The organism is Lactococcus sp. AK05 (genome assembly GCF_041026685.1).
Taxonomy (GTDB): domain Bacteria; phylum Bacillota; class Bacilli; order Lactobacillales; family Streptococcaceae; genus Lactococcus; species Lactococcus lactis.
In genome coordinates this window covers 634,984-654,523 of sequence record NZ_JBFTEI010000001.1, presented here as the reverse complement: position 1 = coordinate 654,523, position 19,540 = coordinate 634,984, and the positions used below count along the sequence as shown (strand labels likewise).

General features: G+C 34.5%; 22 protein-coding genes, 1 riboswitch and 1 other annotated feature (1 of these 24 cut by a window edge). Of the genes, 3 read left to right on the top strand and 19 right to left on the bottom strand.

Annotated features, from left to right (window positions below; genetic code table 11):
* Nucleotides 1-32: 32 nt before the first annotated feature.
* Nucleotides 33-521: a GNAT family N-acetyltransferase gene (locus AB6B24_RS03180; protein ID WP_029343839.1), complete on the bottom strand. Its 489-nt coding sequence runs from the start codon at nt 519-521 to the stop codon at nt 33-35.
* On the bottom strand, nt 518-1,990 hold the full coding sequence (locus AB6B24_RS03175; protein ID WP_369164156.1) for a nicotinate phosphoribosyltransferase: 1,473 nt from the start codon (nt 1,988-1,990) through the stop codon (nt 518-520). The genes AB6B24_RS03180 and AB6B24_RS03175 overlap by 4 nt, the downstream gene beginning before the upstream one ends.
* Nucleotides 1,991-2,529: 539 nt before the next feature.
* Here AB6B24_RS03175 and AB6B24_RS03170 point away from each other — a divergent pair.
* Nucleotides 2,530-3,117, top strand: coding sequence for a nicotinate-nucleotide adenylyltransferase (locus AB6B24_RS03170; protein WP_004255345.1), 588 nt, complete (start codon nt 2,530-2,532; stop codon nt 3,115-3,117).
* 22 nt (nt 3,118-3,139) lie between these two features.
* On the opposite strand, the gene AB6B24_RS03165 is transcribed toward AB6B24_RS03170, so the two are convergent.
* The 8 genes from AB6B24_RS03165 to AB6B24_RS03130 form a co-directional block, all read right to left on the bottom strand.
* The gene (locus AB6B24_RS03165; RefSeq protein ID WP_251900382.1) at nt 3,140-4,351 is read right to left on the bottom strand and encodes a voltage-gated chloride channel family protein; all 1,212 of its coding nucleotides are present in this window, start codon (nt 4,349-4,351) and stop codon (nt 3,140-3,142) included.
* A gap of 91 nt (nt 4,352-4,442) precedes the next feature.
* Nucleotides 4,443-4,517, bottom strand: a riboswitch (Fluoride riboswitch).
* 44 nt (nt 4,518-4,561) lie between these two features.
* Nucleotides 4,562-4,804 carry a DUF896 domain-containing protein gene (locus AB6B24_RS03160; protein ID WP_004255340.1) on the bottom strand — a complete coding sequence of 81 codons (243 nt, stop codon included), beginning with the start codon at nt 4,802-4,804 and terminating at the stop codon, nt 4,562-4,564.
* Nucleotides 4,805-4,914: 110 nt separating this feature from the next.
* The gene (glyS, locus tag AB6B24_RS03155; protein ID WP_311802586.1) at nt 4,915-6,936 is read right to left on the bottom strand and encodes a glycine--tRNA ligase subunit beta; all 2,022 of its coding nucleotides are present in this window, start codon (nt 6,934-6,936) and stop codon (nt 4,915-4,917) included.
* Entirely contained in the window at nt 6,936-7,889 is a 954-nt protein-coding gene (glyQ, locus tag AB6B24_RS03150; protein ID WP_003130667.1) for a glycine--tRNA ligase subunit alpha, read from the bottom strand. Before glyQ ends, glyS begins: the two co-directional genes overlap by 1 nt.
* Nucleotides 7,890-8,173: 284 nt before the next feature.
* Complete coding sequence (locus tag AB6B24_RS03145; RefSeq protein ID WP_311802585.1) at nt 8,174-8,920, bottom strand: bifunctional metallophosphatase/5'-nucleotidase; 747 nt, start codon at nt 8,918-8,920, stop codon at nt 8,174-8,176.
* Between the two features lie 114 nt (nt 8,921-9,034).
* Nucleotides 9,035-10,054: a DUF475 domain-containing protein gene (locus AB6B24_RS03140; protein ID WP_311802584.1), complete on the bottom strand. Its 1,020-nt coding sequence runs from the start codon at nt 10,052-10,054 to the stop codon at nt 9,035-9,037.
* A 47-nt stretch (nt 10,055-10,101) separates the two neighbouring features.
* Nucleotides 10,102-10,599 (bottom strand): VanZ family protein, encoded by a 498-nt coding sequence (locus AB6B24_RS03135; RefSeq protein ID WP_311802583.1) that lies wholly within the window; start codon nt 10,597-10,599, stop codon nt 10,102-10,104.
* 133 nt (nt 10,600-10,732) lie between these two features.
* Nucleotides 10,733-11,362: a YigZ family protein gene (locus AB6B24_RS03130; protein ID WP_311802582.1), complete on the bottom strand. Its 630-nt coding sequence runs from the start codon at nt 11,360-11,362 to the stop codon at nt 10,733-10,735.
* A gap of 56 nt (nt 11,363-11,418) precedes the next feature.
* Here AB6B24_RS03130 and AB6B24_RS03125 point away from each other — a divergent pair, with 56 nt between their 5' ends.
* Together AB6B24_RS03125 and AB6B24_RS03120 are read left to right on the top strand one after the other, a co-directional pair.
* A complete protein-coding gene (locus tag AB6B24_RS03125; RefSeq protein WP_311804074.1) occupies nt 11,419-12,741 on the top strand; it encodes a DEAD/DEAH box helicase in 1,323 nt (440 codons plus the stop codon).
* A gap of 242 nt (nt 12,742-12,983) precedes the next feature.
* Nucleotides 12,984-13,388: a ComF family protein gene (locus AB6B24_RS03120; RefSeq protein WP_311802580.1), complete on the top strand. Its 405-nt coding sequence runs from the start codon at nt 12,984-12,986 to the stop codon at nt 13,386-13,388.
* Nucleotides 13,389-13,421: 33 nt separating this feature from the next.
* Here AB6B24_RS03120 and AB6B24_RS03115 read toward each other — a convergent pair whose 3' ends face one another.
* From AB6B24_RS03115 to rplU, 9 genes are all read right to left on the bottom strand, one after another.
* Nucleotides 13,422-14,000, bottom strand: a complete 579-nt coding sequence (locus tag AB6B24_RS03115) for a nucleotidyltransferase family protein (RefSeq protein WP_311802579.1) — start codon at nt 13,998-14,000, stop codon at nt 13,422-13,424.
* 13 nt (nt 14,001-14,013) lie between these two features.
* A complete protein-coding gene (locus AB6B24_RS03110; protein ID WP_058205631.1) occupies nt 14,014-14,469 on the bottom strand; it encodes a diacylglycerol kinase family protein in 456 nt (151 codons plus the stop codon).
* Complete coding sequence (gene ybeY, locus AB6B24_RS03105; RefSeq protein ID WP_003130652.1) at nt 14,453-14,941, bottom strand: rRNA maturation RNase YbeY; 489 nt, start codon at nt 14,939-14,941, stop codon at nt 14,453-14,455. The genes AB6B24_RS03110 and ybeY overlap by 17 nt, the downstream gene beginning before the upstream one ends.
* Nucleotides 14,942-15,086: 145 nt before the next feature.
* Entirely contained in the window at nt 15,087-15,572 is a 486-nt protein-coding gene (locus tag AB6B24_RS03100; RefSeq protein ID WP_311802577.1) for an NUDIX hydrolase, read from the bottom strand.
* A gap of 57 nt (nt 15,573-15,629) precedes the next feature.
* On the bottom strand, nt 15,630-16,583 hold the full coding sequence (locus AB6B24_RS03095; protein WP_023189344.1) for a PhoH family protein: 954 nt from the start codon (nt 16,581-16,583) through the stop codon (nt 15,630-15,632).
* Between the two features lie 116 nt (nt 16,584-16,699).
* Complete coding sequence (locus tag AB6B24_RS03090) at nt 16,700-18,232, bottom strand: Nramp family divalent metal transporter (RefSeq protein WP_311802576.1); 1,533 nt, start codon at nt 18,230-18,232, stop codon at nt 16,700-16,702.
* Nucleotides 18,233-18,510: 278 nt separating this feature from the next.
* Nucleotides 18,511-18,795: a 50S ribosomal protein L27 gene (gene rpmA, locus AB6B24_RS03085; protein ID WP_003130646.1), complete on the bottom strand. Its 285-nt coding sequence runs from the start codon at nt 18,793-18,795 to the stop codon at nt 18,511-18,513.
* 1 nt (nt 18,796) lies between these two features.
* Nucleotides 18,797-19,132, bottom strand: coding sequence for a ribosomal-processing cysteine protease Prp (locus tag AB6B24_RS03080; RefSeq protein ID WP_003130645.1), 336 nt, complete (start codon nt 19,130-19,132; stop codon nt 18,797-18,799).
* 2 nt (nt 19,133-19,134) lie between these two features.
* Complete coding sequence (gene rplU, locus AB6B24_RS03075; RefSeq protein WP_003130644.1) at nt 19,135-19,449, bottom strand: 50S ribosomal protein L21; 315 nt, start codon at nt 19,447-19,449, stop codon at nt 19,135-19,137.
* 39 nt (nt 19,450-19,488) lie between these two features.
* Nucleotides 19,489-19,540 (bottom strand) — a sequence feature (ribosomal protein L21 leader region); it runs 22 nt beyond the window's last position.

Genomic DNA, 19,540 nt, shown 5'->3' with positions numbered 1-19,540 from the left:
TATTTTACTGACAGCTCTGTCATTAACTATTTTTAATCTAAAATTTTACTCATATAGAATTCATCAATGTATTTTCCATCAACACACATTGCCTCACGGCGAACGCCTTCTATTGTGAATCCATGTTTTTGAAAAAGGGCAATCGCAGCATAGTTATTTATCATTACCGTTAATTCTAAACGTTTTACTGCTTTTTCTTTTGCCCATCTTTCTAATTCCTCAAAAAGTTGAGAACCAATTCCTTGGTGTTGAAATTCTTCAATAATTCCTACAACAACATAGGCCGTATTTCTAATTCGATTAGCGTTTCCTCTTTTGGCTGACAGAAATCCAACAAATTTTCCATCAACATCAGCACCAACTAAAAAATCAAAACGTGAAATTCGACCAATTGTTCGGCTAAAATCAAATCTTCGCTCCTCTGGTTCAAGCATCATGAACTTACTTTCTGTATCCAATTGCTTTTGGACATCCCAGAAAAGTCTTGCATCACAGAGGTCTATTCGTCTTATTCTCATCATTCATCATCCAATCTCGTCATTGATACTGTTGTACGCACCTGTGAAATTAGGCGCATTTTATGATTCCATAATTCTTGTGACAAATCTACTGGGTAAGGTTGAGGATTCAAATCACGTTTATATTCATCCCAAAGTTCCTCAAGGTTTTCACGAGCAAATTCTTTAATTTCTTGCAAGCTGGGTAATTCATATACCAATTCACCATCCACAAAAATATCTTTAAAAAGTGGATTGGCATTGAAGTCTCGCACATTTTTATTGATGTAGGTATAAAGCGGATGGAACATATAAATTTCTTCTGCTACATCTGGACGTTCATCAGAAAATGTAATATAATCCCCCTCTGATTTACCATCTGCTTTTTTGGTGATTCGCCAAACCTGTTTTTTACCTGGTGTAGAAACTTTTTCAGCATTACTTGAAAGTTTAATGGTATCCTGCATTTGACCACTTTCATCTTCCATAGATACTAATTTATAAACTGCACCAAGCGCTGGCTGATCATAAGCCGTAATTAATTTAGTTCCTACTCCCCAAACATCAATTTTTGCTTTTTGCATTTTTAAACTTAAAATTGTGTTTTCATCTAAATCATTTGAAGCGTAGATTTTTGCATCAGTAAATCCTGCTTCATCAAGCTGCTGACGAACTTTTTTCGAGATATAGGCCATATCTCCAGAGTCAATTCGTACACCTTGGAAATTAATTTTATCGCCAAATTCACGCGCCACTTTAATCGCTGAAGGAACTCCAACTCTTAAAGTATCATAAGTATCCACAAGGAAGACACAATCTTTATGTGTCTGTGCGTATGCTTTAAAAGCCTCATAATCATTCCCATAAGATTGAACCAAAGCATGAGCATGTGTTCCACTAGCCTTCAAACCAAAGATTTTAGCTGCACGAACGTTTGATGTCGCATCGGCACCACCAATGACTGCTGCTCGTGTTCCCCAGATGGCTGCATCCATTTCTTGAGCGCGTCTTGTCCCGAATTCCAACAAAGGGTCATCCCCAATTACAGATTTGATACGAGCAGCTTTGGTAGCGATCAAAGTTTGGAAATTTATAATATTAAGAATAGCTGTTTCGACCAACTGACATTCCGCAAGCGAACCTTCAACCTGCACTAAAGGTTCATTAGCAAAAGCAAGTTGTCCTTCTTGCATCGCTCTAACTGTTCCTGTAAAACGCAATTCTTTTAAATAATTTAGAAAATCTTCCGGATAATCTAATTCACGCAAATAGGCAATATCCGTTTCCGAGAATTTAAGATTTTTTAAATAATCAACCATTCTTTCTAAACCAGCAAAAACAGCATAACCATTTTTAAAGGGCATCTCACGGAAAAAAACCTCAAAGACCGCCTGACGCTGATGTCGTCCAAGCTCAAAGTAAGTTTGCATCATATTAATTTGATATAAGTCCGTATGTAATGTAAGACTGTCGTCTTGATATAGATGTGGCATAATTTTTTCTCCCATATTCACTTCCGCTAATCATACCGATTTTAACGCAATTCTAATCTTTATTTTATCAAATTTTGCCCTAAATTTGTACTGGGAACCCTTTATAATTATACAATAAATTATAATTTAAATTTCGCTATGTATTTTATATAAAACTAGTCAATTTTTTGCTCCACTTATGTTTTTTGTACTACAATAGAAGTAATGGAGAAAGGAGAGGATTATGATTAGTTATCTAAAGAAACTACTTAAACAAAATGATAGTGTAAAAATCCACTTAATAGACGGAAGTGTCGTCTCTGCCTTACATTTCAAGAAAGGTTACAGCAACGGAAATTGCCTTGTAATTGATGAGGATAACACCGAGCATTATATTAACAGTAGATACATTGTCCAAATCGAATCTTAAATTAAAGAGCTCCCTTGAGGAGTTTTTCTTTAGTCTTATAGATTGCGATGAGCTATGGTACAATATAAATTGACTGATTCAAAATATTGGTAGATTAAATAATTTCAAAAATTAAGGAGAAAGCCCCCTTATGGATAAAGGGAACAGAAAAAAAGTAGGTCTATTAGGAGGAAATTTTAATCCAATTCATCATGCTCATTTAATGATGGCTGACCAAGTTGCCCAACAAATGAATTTGGATAAGGTATTACTAATGCCTGAAAATATTCCACCTCATGTCGATGAAAAAGAAACCATTTCTGCAAAACATCGAGTTAAAATGCTTGAGTTAGCAATCAAAGAAAATCCTAGACTCGGTCTTGAGTTGATTGAAATTGAACGTGGTGGAAAATCTTACAGTTATGACACGCTCAAACTCCTGACTGAGGCTAATCCTGATACCGATTATTATTTCATTATTGGTAGCGACATGGTGGAATATCTTCCCAAATGGTACAAAATTGATGAACTCCTAAAACTTGTGACATTCATTGCCTTAAGAAGAACGGATACAATCTCCAAAAGTCCTTATCCTGTTACTTGGCTTGATGCTCCCTTGTTACCAATTTCTAGTACAATGCTAAGGGAAATGTTTGCCAAAAATATTGAACCCACTTACTTCTTACCTCAAAACGTTATTGATTACATTAAAACTGAAAAATTATATAAAAAAAGATGACCCAGAGAGGTCATCTTTTTATTTAAACTTCCAAATTTAGAACTTCTTGCGCATAGATGGATGAATTTCCATTCAAAACGTAGGCAATTGTCATAATTGGTAGGATATATTGAACCGAACCAAAGCCAAAGACCTCCGCAGCAATAAAAATTGGGCCAAAATAAGAGTTTGTTGCGGCTGAAAAAATTGAAACATAACCCGCAGCAGCCACAAATTCGACAGGTAAACCAAAGAGCATAGCCAAAGCTGCACCCAATGTTGAACCAATAGCAAAGAGTGGTGTGACTTCCCCACCTTGGAATCCAGCAGAAATTGATAAAACCGTAAAGATTAATTTTAATATCCAATCATATCCATTGATATGTCCTCCGTTAAAACTTAAAGAAATCAAATTAGTCCCAAGACCAGCATAACGGTCCAAATGAATAACAAGTAAACCAATTGAGATGACAATCCCCATCAAAATAATTCTATAATAAGGATTAACAATTCTTTTAGCGACGGTTGCTTTCATAAAAGCTAAAGCTTCCGCAAAAAATCTTCCTACAAGTCCAAAACAAACGGCAATGACAGCCAATTTTAAAAGAACCAAAGGGTCAATATGAATGTTAGTATTGATTGCGAAAGAAAATTTTTCTAATCCCAAACTGCTTGAAGTCCAACTTGCAACATATGAACCAACCAAAGCTGGGATTAAAGCTCTATACTCAATTTTACCCAACATTAAAATTTCAATAGCAAAGAAAGTTGCCGCGATTGGCGTTTGAAAGAGCCCTGCAAAACCAGCAGCCATACCAGTAATCAAAAGTATTTTTTTAGCTTCTTTTGCTGAGAGCTTTTTACCAATCGCATGTCCAATCACACCACCAATTTGAACTGCAACTCCTTCACGACCAACACTGGCACCAAACAAATGAGAAAGCCAAGTCGAGAAAACAATCAGCGGAACAAGACGTTTTGGAATATCTTCTCGCCCATGATTCCCCGCTTCAAAAATTAGGCCCATTCCTTTTTGGCTGTCTTTACCAAAATTCTTATAAATATAAACGATTAAGAGACCGGCTAAGGTTAAAAATGGAATTAAATATAGGGCATGACTATCTCTAAATTCAGTAATATAGATAAGACCTCGACCAAATATAGCATCAACAATACCAATTAAGCCCCCAATAATTACAGCTAAGAAGACATATAAAATTGCGCTTCTTGAAATTCCTACTTTAAAAAAATTCATTTTTGAAACTCCTTGTTTGTGAGTTTAACTCACTTTATAATATTTTACAAAACAAAAGGCGCTACAAACAAGACTACTTGGAGATAGCCTTTTGTTTGTAGGCGCCATTAGTTTTAAGATTTTATTCTTAAAGCGGTTTCGGGTGTGCACCATACCCATCATTTATTAATATTTATTTTAACATTTTATGAAATATTTGCAAGAAAAAGCTCAGTCGCGCATCCCATTCTTACGTTGAATTTCTTTAAGTTTATCCGGAGTAACATCTTCTCCTGTTTTTTCATCAATAACTTTGATGGTTTCAACTTGTGAGCGGAAATTTGCTTTAACACTATCGAGGTAAGCACGACGTAAAAGGGCTTGTTCTTCAAGCTCAGCTTCTGATAATCCTTCTGCTTTTTTCTTACGCGCTAATTCATTAATACGTTCTACTTGTTCATTTGTAATTGCCATTTCTTAGTTCCTTTCTTCATGAATATTTTTAAAATTACTGACAGAACTCAAATTTTACTGACAGCTTTTTAGAGTCATAAATAAACTTTCTGTCAGTAAATTTATCAATTTTATTTTGTATTAATCAAAGAAAAATCAGCCATAACGCTTGTTAATGCAACAACTTCTGACAACAACGCAATACGATTATCACGAACTGCTAAATCTTCAGCCATTACCATTACACTTTCAAAGAAAGTTTCAATTGCAGGTGCAAGTGAATGAACAATTGCTCTGAATTTTTCTTCACCAGGCATATAAGTCCATTGATTTTGAAGAGAAATAACAACGTTATAAAGTGCTTCTTCTGCATCTTCTTCAAAAAGTGTTGGATTTATTTCTTTAATATCTTTTGCTTTTTTAACCAAATTAATTGAACGTGAAACATTTTCAATTGCTGGTTTAAAAGGTTCGTGAAGTTTATGGCCATCAATGACAAAAGCTGATTCCATCATGTTTGTAATATCAAAGCTTGAACTATTAATTGCCGCTTCAACAATATCATGACGATCGAGTTTTTCAAGCAAGAGTTTTTGAATACGTGCTTTGACAAAATCCAAAATTTCAAGATGATTTTCACCTTCAAATTGGTCAATAAATAAAGATAAATCGAAATGCCAATTCATTTTTTCAATAATACGAATCAAGCCTTGTACTGCTCGACGTAGGGCATAAGGGTCATTTGAACCAGAAGGAATTAAACCAACATTAAAGAAAGAGAGGACTGAATCAATTTTGTCAGCTGCTGCAAGCACAGAACCGACTTTTGTTTCAGGCAATTCTCCCTCGGCTGAAGTTGGCATATAATGTTCACGAATTGCTGCAGAAACATTTGCATTTTCACCAGCTAAAAGCGCATATTTTTCACCCATTACCCCTTGTAATTCATCAAATTCTCCAACCATTCCTGTCAAAAGGTCAAATTTATAAATTTCAGCACTACGGGCAACGTCTCTTTTTTCTTCATCTGTCAAACCAGAAATATCAGCTAATTTAGCGGCTATTTCTTTTGTTCGTGCCATGTGTTCAGTAATTGAACCAATTTTAGCATGGAAAGTTACTTTAGCAAGTTTAGCGACCAAATCTTCAATTTTAAGTTTTTGGTCTTCTTTCCAGAAAAACTCTGCATCTTCAAGACGAGCAACCAAAACTTTTTCATTTCCGAGCACTACATTTTCAATATTTTCAGCGTTCCCATTACGGACAGAGATAAAGTTTGGTGCGAGTTGACCTTCTTGGTTATAAACTTCAAAATAACGTTGATTATCACGCATTGATGTCACTAAAACTTCTGCTGGAACAGAAAGATATTTGGGATCAAATGAACCAACAAAGGCAGTTGGATATTCAACAATATTATTTACTTCTTCTAATAAATCTTTATGCAAAGTAACTTGCCATTTATTTTCAGACGCAAGAGCCAAAATTTGAGCTGAAATTTCTGCTTTACGATGTTCAGCATCAACTAAAACAAAGTTTTCTGGCATTTTGCTAGCATAATCATTTGCATTTTTGAGTTCAACCTCAACATTTGCCAAGAAACGATGGCCCCGTGAAAAACGATTTGCTGTTATATCTAATAAATCAAAAGCAACAACTTTATCTTCTAGAAGTGAAACAATCCATTGAATTGGACGAACAAAGAGAAAATCATTATTTCCCCATTTCATATAAGTTGAGAATGTCATTTTTGCGATGACTTCATCGCCAACTTTAGACAGAATTTCTTCTGCTTTTACTCCGTCAATATGTTTTTTAGCATAATAATAATCACCCTTAAGGATTAAATCATCTGGAGTAGCTCCTTGTCCTCTTGAGAAACCTTGAATCGCTTTTGACCAATTCCCTTGCGCATCTTTAGCAATTTTAGCAGATGGACCTTTAACTTCTTCATCAATCGCTTCTGACGCTTCTGCCAAACCTTCAACAATGATTGCTAAGCGACGTGGAGTTGAAAATTTAATAATTTTATCAAATTCTAAACGATTTTCCGTAAGAAAAATTTCCATTCTTTCGGCTAATTGATTGATTGAAGGAGTCACCAAATGTGCTGGAATTTCTTCCAAACCAATTTCAAGTAAGTAATTTGTCATTATTTTTCTTCTCCTTCTACAATCTTAGTATATTTTCCTTTTTTACCAAGGTATTTTTCACGCAAAGCTTCATCTTTTAAGAGCGGGAAACCAAGTTTTGCACGTTCTTCAATAAAAGTTTTTGCTACCTTACGTGCCATTGTACGAACTCTATGCATATAGCCTGCACGCTCAGTTACAGAAACTGCTCCACGTGCATCAAGTAAATTGAAGGTATGTGAAGATTTCAAAATATAATCATAAGCTGGGTGAACCAAGCCTTTATCTAATAAATCAAGCGCTTCTTGTTCATATTCTCCAAAAAGTTTAAGTAAAAGCTCTTGGTTTGATTCTTCAAAGGCAAATTTAGAATGTTCGTATTCAGGTTCTTTGAAAATATCTCCGTAAGCTACGCCATTCCCCCATTCAAGGTCATAAACAGAATCAACCTCTTGAATAACTGTCGCAATACGTTCCAAACCATAAGTGATTTCTGAAGTTACGGAATCAACTTCAATTCCTCCGACTTGTTGGAAATAAGTAAATTGAGTACATTCTTGCCCATCAATCCAAACTTCCCATCCAATACCGGCACATCCCATTGAAGGATTTTCCCAGTTATCTTCAACAAAGCGGATATCATGCTCTAAAGCATCAATTCCAAGTTCAGCTAAACTTTGAAGATAAAGTTCTTGGATATTTTTTGGAGATGGTTTTAATACAACTTGGAATTGGTGGTGTTGGAACAACCGATTTGGGTTTTCACCATAACGACCGTCAGCAGGACGACGTGAAGGTTGCACATAGGCGGCTCCCCAAGGTTCAGGTCCGTTTGAACGCAAGAAAGTGTAAGGGCTCATTGTTCCTGCTCCTACTTCATTATCATAAGCTTGCATCAAGTTTGCCCCTTGTTTAGACCAAAAGCCTTGTAGGGTCAAGATAATATCTTGAAATGCTAGTTTTTTATTTGCCATTATTTTCCTCCGAAATTCAAAAAACCGCAATTCACACACTCATCAATCCTCGAAAAAATCCGAAAAGAGACAAAGGGTGCAAATGCACGGTTCCACCTTTATTTTTTACTTTATTTGTGTTCATTACAGTTTTAAGTTAAGCCATTATTGTTCTCGAACTTTCACTATCTTCGAGTCGCTACCTATAAATTCTAGCTCTATTTTCCCATTTTGTCAAGGCAAAATAAACTGATGACCTTACTTCTGTCTTATTTGGTATCAATTTTCTGGTTTATCTATCATATTCAAACATAATTATTTTCTTGAATAAAAAGTAAATTGCCTTCGTCATCAATATTGATTTCAGATTCTATAAGAGAATAGTTATCAGTTTCAGATTGAATAATGAGTGTATTTCCGCATTTTTCAACTTTTTTTCCTGATGTCCCTACGGGCTTATCGATAATAATATCAATTTCTAAAAATTGTTGAGCTAACATTTGGTTCATTTCTTCTCCAAGTTGACTTAATAAAATAATAACATCAACTCCAAGGTTCTTTAATCTTTTAACTATGAAATCTGCCTTATCAAAAGGGTTAAAAAAGATAGTCTCCGCACTCGGATGTGAGCGATAAACAATATCCATTGTTGTCAAACCAAATATTCCTATTTTCTTACCTGATGTTGTATTTTTAAGGAGATAAGGAATAAATTTTCCTTCTTTTACTAAAGGATTTAAAAGTTTATCATCTTCAAAATTAACATTAGCGGCTAAAATTGGAAAATTTATTTTATTTAGATTTTCCACTATTCCTTTTGAACCCTCATCAAATTGATGACTTCCCAATGTCGTTGCATCAAAAGGAACGGTATTCAGGAGGTCTTGCTCATCATTTTTGTGCTCAATGTTATTAAAAATGCTATTTCCATCTCCTAAAACTAAAGTTTCTATGACTCTTTTTTTATTTTCTTCTTTGATTTTATTAATTAAAGAAAAATCCTTATCAAGGGTGAGATGAGTATTATTTATATGTAAAATGCTAAGTTTCATTATCACAACCAAACCTATATATAGTATTTAATATCTATATTTTATCATAAAAAACACAATATATTGTGTTTTAAACTTTTTTCTAAAAATAAAAAGATGACTTCCGTCATCTTTTTAATGATTTCGATTATAAATCACACTCGAAATAAAGGAAAGAATAATAAATACAGCTCCTAGAAGTCCTGTAACAACCTCACCAATCTCCCATTTGATACTTGCTAAAATTAAAAATGCAAGCGTGAGAATGGCCCAATGTGCTCCGTGTTCAAGATATACAAGGTCATTCAATGTTCCTTTTTGAACAAGATAAAGCGTTAGACTTCTTACAAACATCGCTCCAATCACACCTAATCCTAAAAGAATAATAATCGGGTCTGCTGTAATTGCAAAGGCACCTATTACCCCATCAAAACTAAATGAAGCATCTATTACTTCCAAATATAAGAATAAAGCAAGTCCAGCCTTACCAGTCGCAACCACACTACTTGTTGTGTTTGCAGCTTTGCTATGACTCATCGTTTCTCCAAAACCATCAACAAGCATGAAAGTTAGGATTCCTAAAATTCCAGCAAATAAAACAGCTTGAGCATCTTTAGCAATAAATTCCGATGTGATTAAAAGCAAAATAATGGAAATAATTGCATTTGCTGCCGGAAAATTTCCAATTTTTTGAAGGATTTTCTCTGGTATTTTAAGCCAAGTATGCGCCCGTTCATCAAAGAAAAATCCTAAGGCTAGCATCAATAGAAACATTCCACCGAAAGCTGCGATTTGTGGATGAGCATGGTGCAAAATATAACCATAGGTTCCTACTGTATTGGGATTTCCTTTTTCTAAAGCTAATTTTAAAGCACTGATAGGGTCAATTTGAGCTGACACTCCAACAATCAAGAGCGGAAAAATCAAACGCATTCCAAGAACGGCAATCAAAACTCCTAAGGTTAAGAAAGCTTTTTGCCATGCAGAACTCATTCGTTCGAGAATACGTGCATTCACAATAGCGTTATCCATAGATAAGGAAATTTCTAGAACAGCAAGAATAAGCGTGATAAAAAGTCCATTCCACCCAGCATAAATAAATGCGATAATTAGGGCAATTAAACTAACAATAAATGAGCCTCTGAATATTTTCATAGGTCTCCTCTTCTAAAATAATCTTCTTATCTATTCTAACATACTTTTTAGACTCTCACTGTGCCTAGAACTATCCTTTGCCTGATAAAGATTATCGTAAGAATTAGCAAAATCGTAAAAGAAATTGTCAAAACAAGTTCCACTTTTGCTTTTGAAAAGACTTTTATGAGTAAATAATAGAAACTTATTCCAGGTAAGGCTCCAAGTGAATTAGTGATGAGGTCAGTAATATCCGTTGCTCCAATGGCAAGAAGATATTGTAGACTTTCAAATGAAAAACTTAATAAAATAGAAATTGCCAATTTATTTAAAAAGGAGATTTTTGGTGCATTCATAGTCAATAAAATACCAAAAGGAATAAAAGCTAGAATATTAAATAAAACCTCGCGACGACCACCGGACATGGCTAAAGGTGTCAGATTAAGACTTCTTGTATTCGTCATTTCAAGAAAAGCAAGTGGATGAAAAGAAAGTTTAAATAATACCAGCCAAATCAGTCCTAAGATATAAATGAAAAATAAAAGCTGTGCTAATTTTTTTGTCATTTTTCTCCTTTCTTAAGAAAATAGGTTTTCGATTGTTGTTCTTTTAGTATTTTAACTGATTTAACTTAAACAGAAACCTTTATCAGTTATGATATAAATAAAAAGGGAATTCTCCCTTTTTAAAATCAATATTTTATGACAGAACTTCAACTTCTACTTGTTGACTGTCCCCTTTTTTTATGCTTATTTTTCCATTAAAAGTTTCTGTCAGTAAATTCATGACTTCGTCAACCTTTTTTTCATCAATAAAACATTTTACTTTGATATCCGACAAAAACTCACTATCCGAAATTTTGATTTTTTGGTCAATTAAAAAGCGCTGTAAGCTGTCATAGAGGCTGTAATCAAGATTTAAAATAAGCTCACGTTGGTTGATAAATTCAACTAAACCAACAGCTTCGATGGCATGATTTACACTGCCCGCATAAGCACGAATTAAACCACCAGCACCCAATTTTATTCCACCAAAATACCGAGTAACAACGGCACAAACATTGATTATTTCTTTTTTCTTTAAAATTTCAAGCATCGGAACACCAGCAGTCCCTGACGGCTCTCCATCATCACTTGTTCGTTGAATTTCTAGACGGTCACCTAATGTATAGGCCGAGCAGTTATGATTGGCTTTCCAGTGTTCTTTTTTGATTTTCGCAATAAAATCACGCGCTTCTTCTTCAGATGAAATTCTTTTCAAATGGCAAATAAATCGTGATTTTTTGATTTCCTCTTCATTGATAAAATCAGTTTTTATAGTGATAGTCATGCTACTGATTTTAACAAATTTTGTTACATTTTAACAGCATTTTCGTATAGAATAGTATGAGCACTAATCAAGAAAAGTTATTTGGCCGTTTATTATTAAAAAATGATATTTTACAACTTATAAAAAATACTGACAAGATTTCTGTCAGTAAAATTTTTAGTAATTTTTTGTTAGAAACAACGGTAAAATCAATTTTGGGAATGACTTCAATTTCTTCCAATAAAATAAAATGCAACCGTTGTGGGACTGTTCATATAAAAAATTCTGTCAAACTTCCAATTGGTGTATTTTACTGTCCAAGTTGTATTCAATTAGGGCGAGTCCGCTCCGATGAATTCTTGTACTTTCTGCCACAAAAGAATTTCCCAAAGAAATCATATATAAACTGGTCTGGAAAACTGACAGAGAATCAAAAATCAGTTTCAAATGCCCTCTGTCAGGAAATTAATTCTCATCAGCAAATAATTGTCCAAGCTGTGACTGGGGCTGGAAAAACTGAAATGATTTATCAAGTCATTGAGCAAATTTTAGAAAAAGGTGGAGTTGTTGGTCTAGCTAGTCCAAGAATTGATGTTTGTCTTGAACTTCATCAGCGATTATCACGTGATTTTTCCTGTAAGATTCCACTCTTATATCATGATGGCGACAGCTATTTCCGAGCTCCATTAATAATAATGACCAGTCATCAGCTTTTACGCTTCAAGGAAGCTTTTGATTTGCTGATTATTGATGAGGTTGATGCCTTTCCCTTTAGAGATAATGAAATGCTTTATTTTGCGGCAGAAAAAGCAAGAAAAATAGAAGGGAATTTAATATTTTTGACCGCAACTTCTACTGACAAACTTGAAAAAGATATAAAAAAGCAAAAACTCTATCCTTTGTTTCTGCCGCGTCGTTTTCACAATTTTCCTTTAGTGGTGCCTAAATTTTTTTGGAAAAATAAATTTGATAAGAAATTAATTGAGCAAAGAAATAGTGGCTTTCCACTTCTAATTTTTGCTGCTGAAATTGAATCTGGACAAGAATTTGCAAAACAACTACAACTAAAATTTCCTAAAGAAAAAATTGCTTTCGTTGCTTCAACAACAAAAGATAGATTGGAAATTGTTAAAGCTTTTAGAAATAAAGAAATTACTATTTTAATAGCGACATCAATTCTTGAACGGGGAGTCACTTTTCCAAATGTTGATGTTTTTGTCATCAACAGTGAGCACCCAAACTTCACTAAATCTGCACTGATACAAATGGCTGGACGTGTAGGTCGTAGTTCTGAGCATCCAACAGGCTTAGTTAGTTTTTTTCATTACGGAAAATCCAAAGCAATGTGTCAGGCAGTTAGAGAAATCAAAAAAATGAATCAACTTGGAGGTTTTTCATGATAAAGTGTTTGCTTTGTTCAAGAAATATTGCTCAAAACTTTCTATTTAGTGAACTTTTCCTACTCAAAAATCCTCAAAATCTTTTATGTTCTAAATGTCAAAAAAATTTTGAAAAAATTCCTGAAGCTCACTGTCCTCGCTGCTGTAAGCCAAACTTCCATGAGATCTGTACTGATTGTCAAAATTGGGAAAAAAGAGGATACAAAATCAGACATCAGGCAATTTTTCACTACAATCAAGCAATGAAAAATTATTTTAGTCAGTACAAATTTATGGGAGATTATCGATTATACCAAATTTTTGAGCCCTATTTTAAAAATATTTCCCCAAAATCCCCTTTGGTTCCGATTCCTATTTCACCAAAAAGATTAGAGGAACGTGGTTTCAATCAAGTGACTGCTTTTCTTCAACAAGATAATTTTATTGAACTTCTTGAAAAAGAGAATTCGATCAAACAATCTAGCCTTAATCGAAAAGAACGATTGGAAAGTCCAAATCCTTTTCGATTAAAAAAAGGGCTAAAAGTCCCTACAAAAGTTATATTAATTGATGACATTTATACAACAGGTACCACCTTATATCACGCATCACAAATTCTAAAAGAAGCTGGTGTTCATGAAATAAGGAGCTTTTCTCTCTGTCGCTAATCATTAAATTAAATAAAAAAGCCTTTCAGCTTTTTAAAAATTCTTTATTTCATCTGACCATTCAATAATTTTTAAATTACTAAATCTTTCTTGCCACCTAGCAAGCTTATTTTCATAAAGTATTCGATTATTATCGACATGATAAATTGGCCGAATTGTTTTAGTAAAAATATCTTCTAAGCCATAGGGAGCAAAAATTTCAATATTGCGTGAATTACCACTTATGCCTACAGCATGAACCGTAGCAATCCAACGCTCAATCGCATTTTCTGTGTTTTTATACGGTGCTTTATTTCCATTATGCCAAAGATGCATGTATGCTTCATTATGAATATCAAATTGATAGGGAAATTTTTCAGATAAAACTTGTTCTAACTTTTTATCATTTTTAGCAGAGCTGTCAGCAGAAATCACTTTATCAAAGTACACAATATCAATATCGTGAATTCCTGTCATTAAATTATTTCCGTCAGAATAATTCCAAACTGTTTGAAAGACACTTCCTGCGGCTAGATAATAATTAGGCAAATTTAAGACAGAAACTTCATCCAAAATGGACATCAATTCGGAGTTCTTTTTCAATATTTTTAGAAAATTATTTTTTCTATCCATTTCCGCTTATCCTCTAAAAGAAAAGATGCCAAATTTTAGGTAAAAATACAATCAGACCAACAATCAATGCAAATCCCGAAACAACTAAAACTGCCCCAGCTGCCATATCTTTGGCTCGTTTAGCACGCATATAAAATTGGTAATCTGATGCTAAATCCACCACATTTTCGATAGCAGAATTAAAAAGTTCTGCCATAAAAACTAGAAAAATTGACAACAACAAAAAGAGCCATTCAAATTCTGAAATTTGAAAAACGAGACCAAAAACAATGGCTAAAAAGGCTGCCAAAGCATGTTTACGCATGTTACGTTCTTCTTTAAAAGCTGTCCAAATTCCAGACAGTGCAAAGTCTAAACTCGAAAGTAAATTAGGATTTTTCCAACGGGCCCTATCCTCTTGAACAGGTCTTTTACCATTATTAAAATCCTTTTTCTTAAAGAGTTTTACATCTTTATCTTGTGAGTCCATAGGCAGTTAAAATCTCCTCTTGCAAACCAAACATTTCTGACTCTTCTTCTGGTGTGTAGTGGTCATAACCATTGATATGCAAAAAACCATGAACAGCTAACCAACCATATTCACGTTCAATCGAGTGACCATAATCAGCAGCCTGTTCAGCAGCCTTGTCTATTGAAATAAACAATTCACCAATAAATGGATCCATTTCTTCCAACAATTCCTCTGGTAATTCCATATCTTCATCGAAGAAAAATTCTGATTCATCAGGTTTGTATTCTAATGAGATAACATCGGTTGGTCGGTCAGTTTCGCGATATTGCAAATTCAGCTCATGTGAACGAGCATTATCAACAAAAGTTACTGACATTTCTGTTGATTCTTTCAAGTTCAGTTTTTTAGCAGCAAAAGCTAAAACTTCTTTGGTTTGTTCAATAATCTCACTTGGCACTTGGCCTGTTTCATCAACTAATTCTACGTACATTTTTTTCCTTATTTAATTACTGACAATAATTCATAAAGTAGCCCTAAGTAGCTCAATATTTTAGCTATTTCTATTATTCTGTCAGTAAATTTTAATGACAGACAGAACCTGTCAGAGAATTTCTCATTCAATCTATCACTTACAATCAACAATTACTTTCTGTCTGCTTTTTTTGCAACATTTCCTTACAAAAGGACAAAATGGGACCTCTTGTGGCAATTAATATATCTTCTGGCAGATTATCAAAGGCAAACCATTGACAGTCAAGAACCTCTGATTCTTCTAAAAGAATCTCTCCAGAAAAATCATTACAAGTAAAAACAGTATCAACAATATGAACTTCATCCCCATTAGGATAGAAAAAGTGTTGTTCTGTTCCAGAAGCTACAGTGTACAAATTTATTTTTCCAGCTTTTAAGCCAACCTCTTCATAGAGTTCACGTTTCGCTGCTTCTTCAACCTTTTCATTGGGTTCAACTGACCCACCATGATAACACCATTTCTCATTATCTGTCCGTTTTTGAAGTAAAATTCCACGATTTTCATCATAAATAATTAAGCTTGCACATGCAATTACCATTGGGACATGCCCAATTTTTTTGCGCAAATCCATGACATAACCTTCGGCCATTATTGTTTCCTTCTTATCTAGAAATTTGATCAATCTGACATTAACAAAAGTCCCAAACTATTCATCACCATAGGCTTTGATAATTTCAGCAACAACTGGATGTCGAACGACATCTTTTGCCATGAAATAAACAAAATCAATTGATTTCACATGGCTTAATTTATCTTTGGCATCAATCAAACCTGATTTTACTTTATTAGGTAAGTCAATTTGTGAAATATCTCCATTAACAATCATTTTAGAATTAAAGCCGAGTCGAGTCAAAAACATTTTCATCTGCATCGTTGTTGTATTCTGTGCTTCATCCAAAATGACGAAGGCATCATCAAGCGTACGACCACGCATGTAAGCAAGCGGAGCTATTTCAATAATTCCTCGTTCCATCATTCGCTCAGTTGCCGTCTTTCCTAAAATTTGGAAAAGGGCATCATAAACTGGTCGTAAATAAGGATCAACCTTTTCTTGCAAATCGCCTGGTAAGAACCCAAGACTTTCACCAGCTTCTACAGCTGGTCTTGTCAAAATAATTCGTTTCACCTGACCATTACGTAATGCTTGAACAGCCATCACAACAGCTAAAAACGTTTTCCCTGTTCCAGCTGGTCCAATTCCAAAAACAATATCATGATGTTTGACAGAATCAACATAAGTTTTTTGAATCAGATTTTTTAGTCGAATTGACTTTCCAGCTGCATCTTTCGTCAGTTCAACTTCATAAAGTGCAGTGAAATTTTCAATATCATCATTTAAAACCATCTTTATTGCAATAATGACATCTGACGCATGAACTGGAACTCCTCGACCTACTAGTACCTGTAGAGCTTGGAGGGCTTTACGAGCTCGCTCTCTTGTCAATTCATCTTCAGAAACGATTTGAACCGTTTCGCCACGATAATTAATCTCAACCCCTAGTTGAGATTCAACTAACTTCAAATATTTATCTTGTACCCCAAAGAGTAGACTTGCATCTTCTGGATTTTCTAGTTTAAATTCAATTGAATTTTTAGTCAAATACACAATCTCCATTAATCATTTTCTTACATTATAGCACATTTCATATTTTAATTTAAATCACACCTTACTGAATATAAAGAAAAACTCTATTTTAAAATAGAGTTAAATCAATTTTAGTAAGCCATCATTTTTTTATTTCCTCGATAAAGTTCTACGATTGTCCAAATTAATAAAAAGAGAACTCCCAAAATAAGAAAACCAGAAATAAGATGAGATAGTCCAAGATTATGAGGTATAAAGTTGGCAATTTGATCTGGCAAACCAATCAAATTAAGATAGGTCAAAGCAATAACTGAAAACCAGCCCAAACATTTAATAATGAAATTATTTTTAAAATCACCCATCTCCTCTTTACTATTAGTCAACATCAACAAAGGAATGATTGAAAAAGGTAGAGCAAAGGCTAGAAAAACTTGAGAATTATTCATCAAATTATTAATTGCTTCATGCTGTGCTTTCAAAGTTTGTCCTCTTGTCATAGAGACACAAATCAATACTGGAACAACTGAAAGCAAACGTGTTACTAATCTTCTGGCCCACATTGGCATTCTCATATGAATGAAGCCTTCCATAATAACTTGACCCGTTAAAGTCCCTGTAATAGTAGAATTCTGTCCTGAAGCAAGAAGTGCTACGGCAAACAAAGTGGATAAAGCTCCTGTTTTTGCTACATCGGCAAGCAGTCCATTGCTTAAAACAGTTGGATTAGAGAGGGCATCATATAAACCAAAGAATGATGGATCATCAATCACGCCCGTTTTGAATACGGCAACTCCCATGATTAACAAGAGGGAATTCACAACAAAAGCCACTGTCAATTGAATATTAGAATCCCATGTTGAAAATCTCACCGCTCTAGCAACATCTGCTTTATCCTGATGATTGATTTTTCGGCTTTGTGAAATAGAAGAATGGAGATACAAATTATGAGGCATAACTGTAGCACCAATAATCCCTAAGGCTCCTGTTAAAGGAGACATCCCTGCCACTGTTGGTGAAGAGGCAAACGTCCGGCTATTGGGGATAAAGCCCTCAATAATTCCTTTCCAATCTGGATTTGATAAAGCGACTTGGTAAGCAAAAATGACCAAAATGACTAAAATCAAACAGATAACAAGGGCTTCAATTTTTCTAAAACCTACTCTCGTCAATAACAAAAGTAAAAAGACATCAAGAACTGTAATAAAAACCGCTAAAATTAATGGGATATTAAATAAAAGATAAAGAGCGATAGCAGCCCCAATTACTTCCGCAATATCCGTTGCCATTATGGCAAGTTCAGTTAATATCCATAAAACAATTCCTAGAGATTTACTTGTTCTTGCTCTTATAGCTTGAGCTAGATCCATTTGACTGACAATACCCAATTTTGCCGACATATACTGAAGGAGCATTGCAATTAAACTTGACATCAGAATGACTGAAATCAGTAAGTATTGAAAGTTTTGTCCGCCAGTTATTGAGGTTGACCAATTTCCTGGGTCCATATAACCAACTGCAACCAAGGCACCCGGTCCTGAATAAGTTAGCAACATTTTGAAAAAGCCAACATTTTTAGGTACTTCTACCGTCCCATTTATTTCCTCTAAGGATTTTCCATTCGTATGATAAATCAATCGATGACGTTGATGTTCTTTATCATTCATTATTTCTCCTAGCTCTAAGTTGAATAAAATTCAACAACCATTATGTTAAGTATATTTTTATAGTAATTAAAATAAATCAATTATTGATTTAAGAAATTATCAAACTTTTTAATCTATAACTTATAATAAAAATATTATAGCACCACCTTATCTTTTTTTCAAATATTTTAGCACATCTTTATAAATATATTTAAAAAGCTACAATAAAAAGCCCTCAAGAGGACTTTATTCATTAATATATAATAAAAAAAACCTGTCAAAGACAGGTTTCAAAATTCTTATTTAGCCACTACTGGATAAACTGATACGTGTTTTTTACCACGTTTCATTTCGAATTTAACAGTTCCTTCGATTTTAGCGAAGAGAGTATCGTCGCCACCACGGCCAACGTTAGTACCTGGATGGATATGTGTACCACGTTGACGGAAAAGGATTGAACCGCCGCTTACAAGTTCACCGTCAGATGCTTTAGCACCGAGACGTTTAGCTTGTGAGTCACGTCCATTGGAAGTAGAACCCCCACCTTTTTTGTGGGCGAAGAGTTGCAGATTAAGTTCAAGCATGTTATTGCCCTCCATTTTCAAATTTAAGTGTAATGTACTGACCATAGCTTTTCTCAACTGCTTTCATCGAATTTGCAAAAGCTTCGAGCAAAGTTTGAGCCAATACACCTTGTTTTTCAGGTATGCTCAAAGGAATTTCAACATACAAGTAACCATCTTCCATCTGAGTCACAGGTTTAATGTGAGCCATCTCGTAGATATTATTTGCCGTTGTAATTGATAGAACGCTGACCGCCGCACAAACTACATCGTGTCCATACTCGCCAGATTCAGCATGTCCTGAGATTTCATAAGAAACAATTTTGTCTCTTTTTGTCCTGATACAAGCTTCAATCATAATTAAGCGTTAACTGATTTGATAACAACTTTAGTGTATGGTTGACGGTGACCTTGTTTACGGTGTGAGTGTTTTTTAGGTTTGTATTGGAAAGTAACAACTTTCTTTTGCTTACCATGTTTTTCGACTTCACCAACAACAGTTGCGCCTTCAACGAGTGGTGCACCAACTTTAGTTGTTTCGCCTCCGACAAAGATAACTTCGTCGAAAGTAACGGTTTGACCAGCTTCAACATTGAGTTTTTCAACGTAGATTACTGAACCTTCTTCAACTTTAACTTGTTTACCACCAGTTTTGATGATTGCATAGTTTGACATTGTGATTCCTCCTTGTTAGATTTCATCGCTTTTAAGTCAAGCGACTGTTAGACTCGCCTTTGTTCGTGGGCGTATGCCACTTAATACGAAA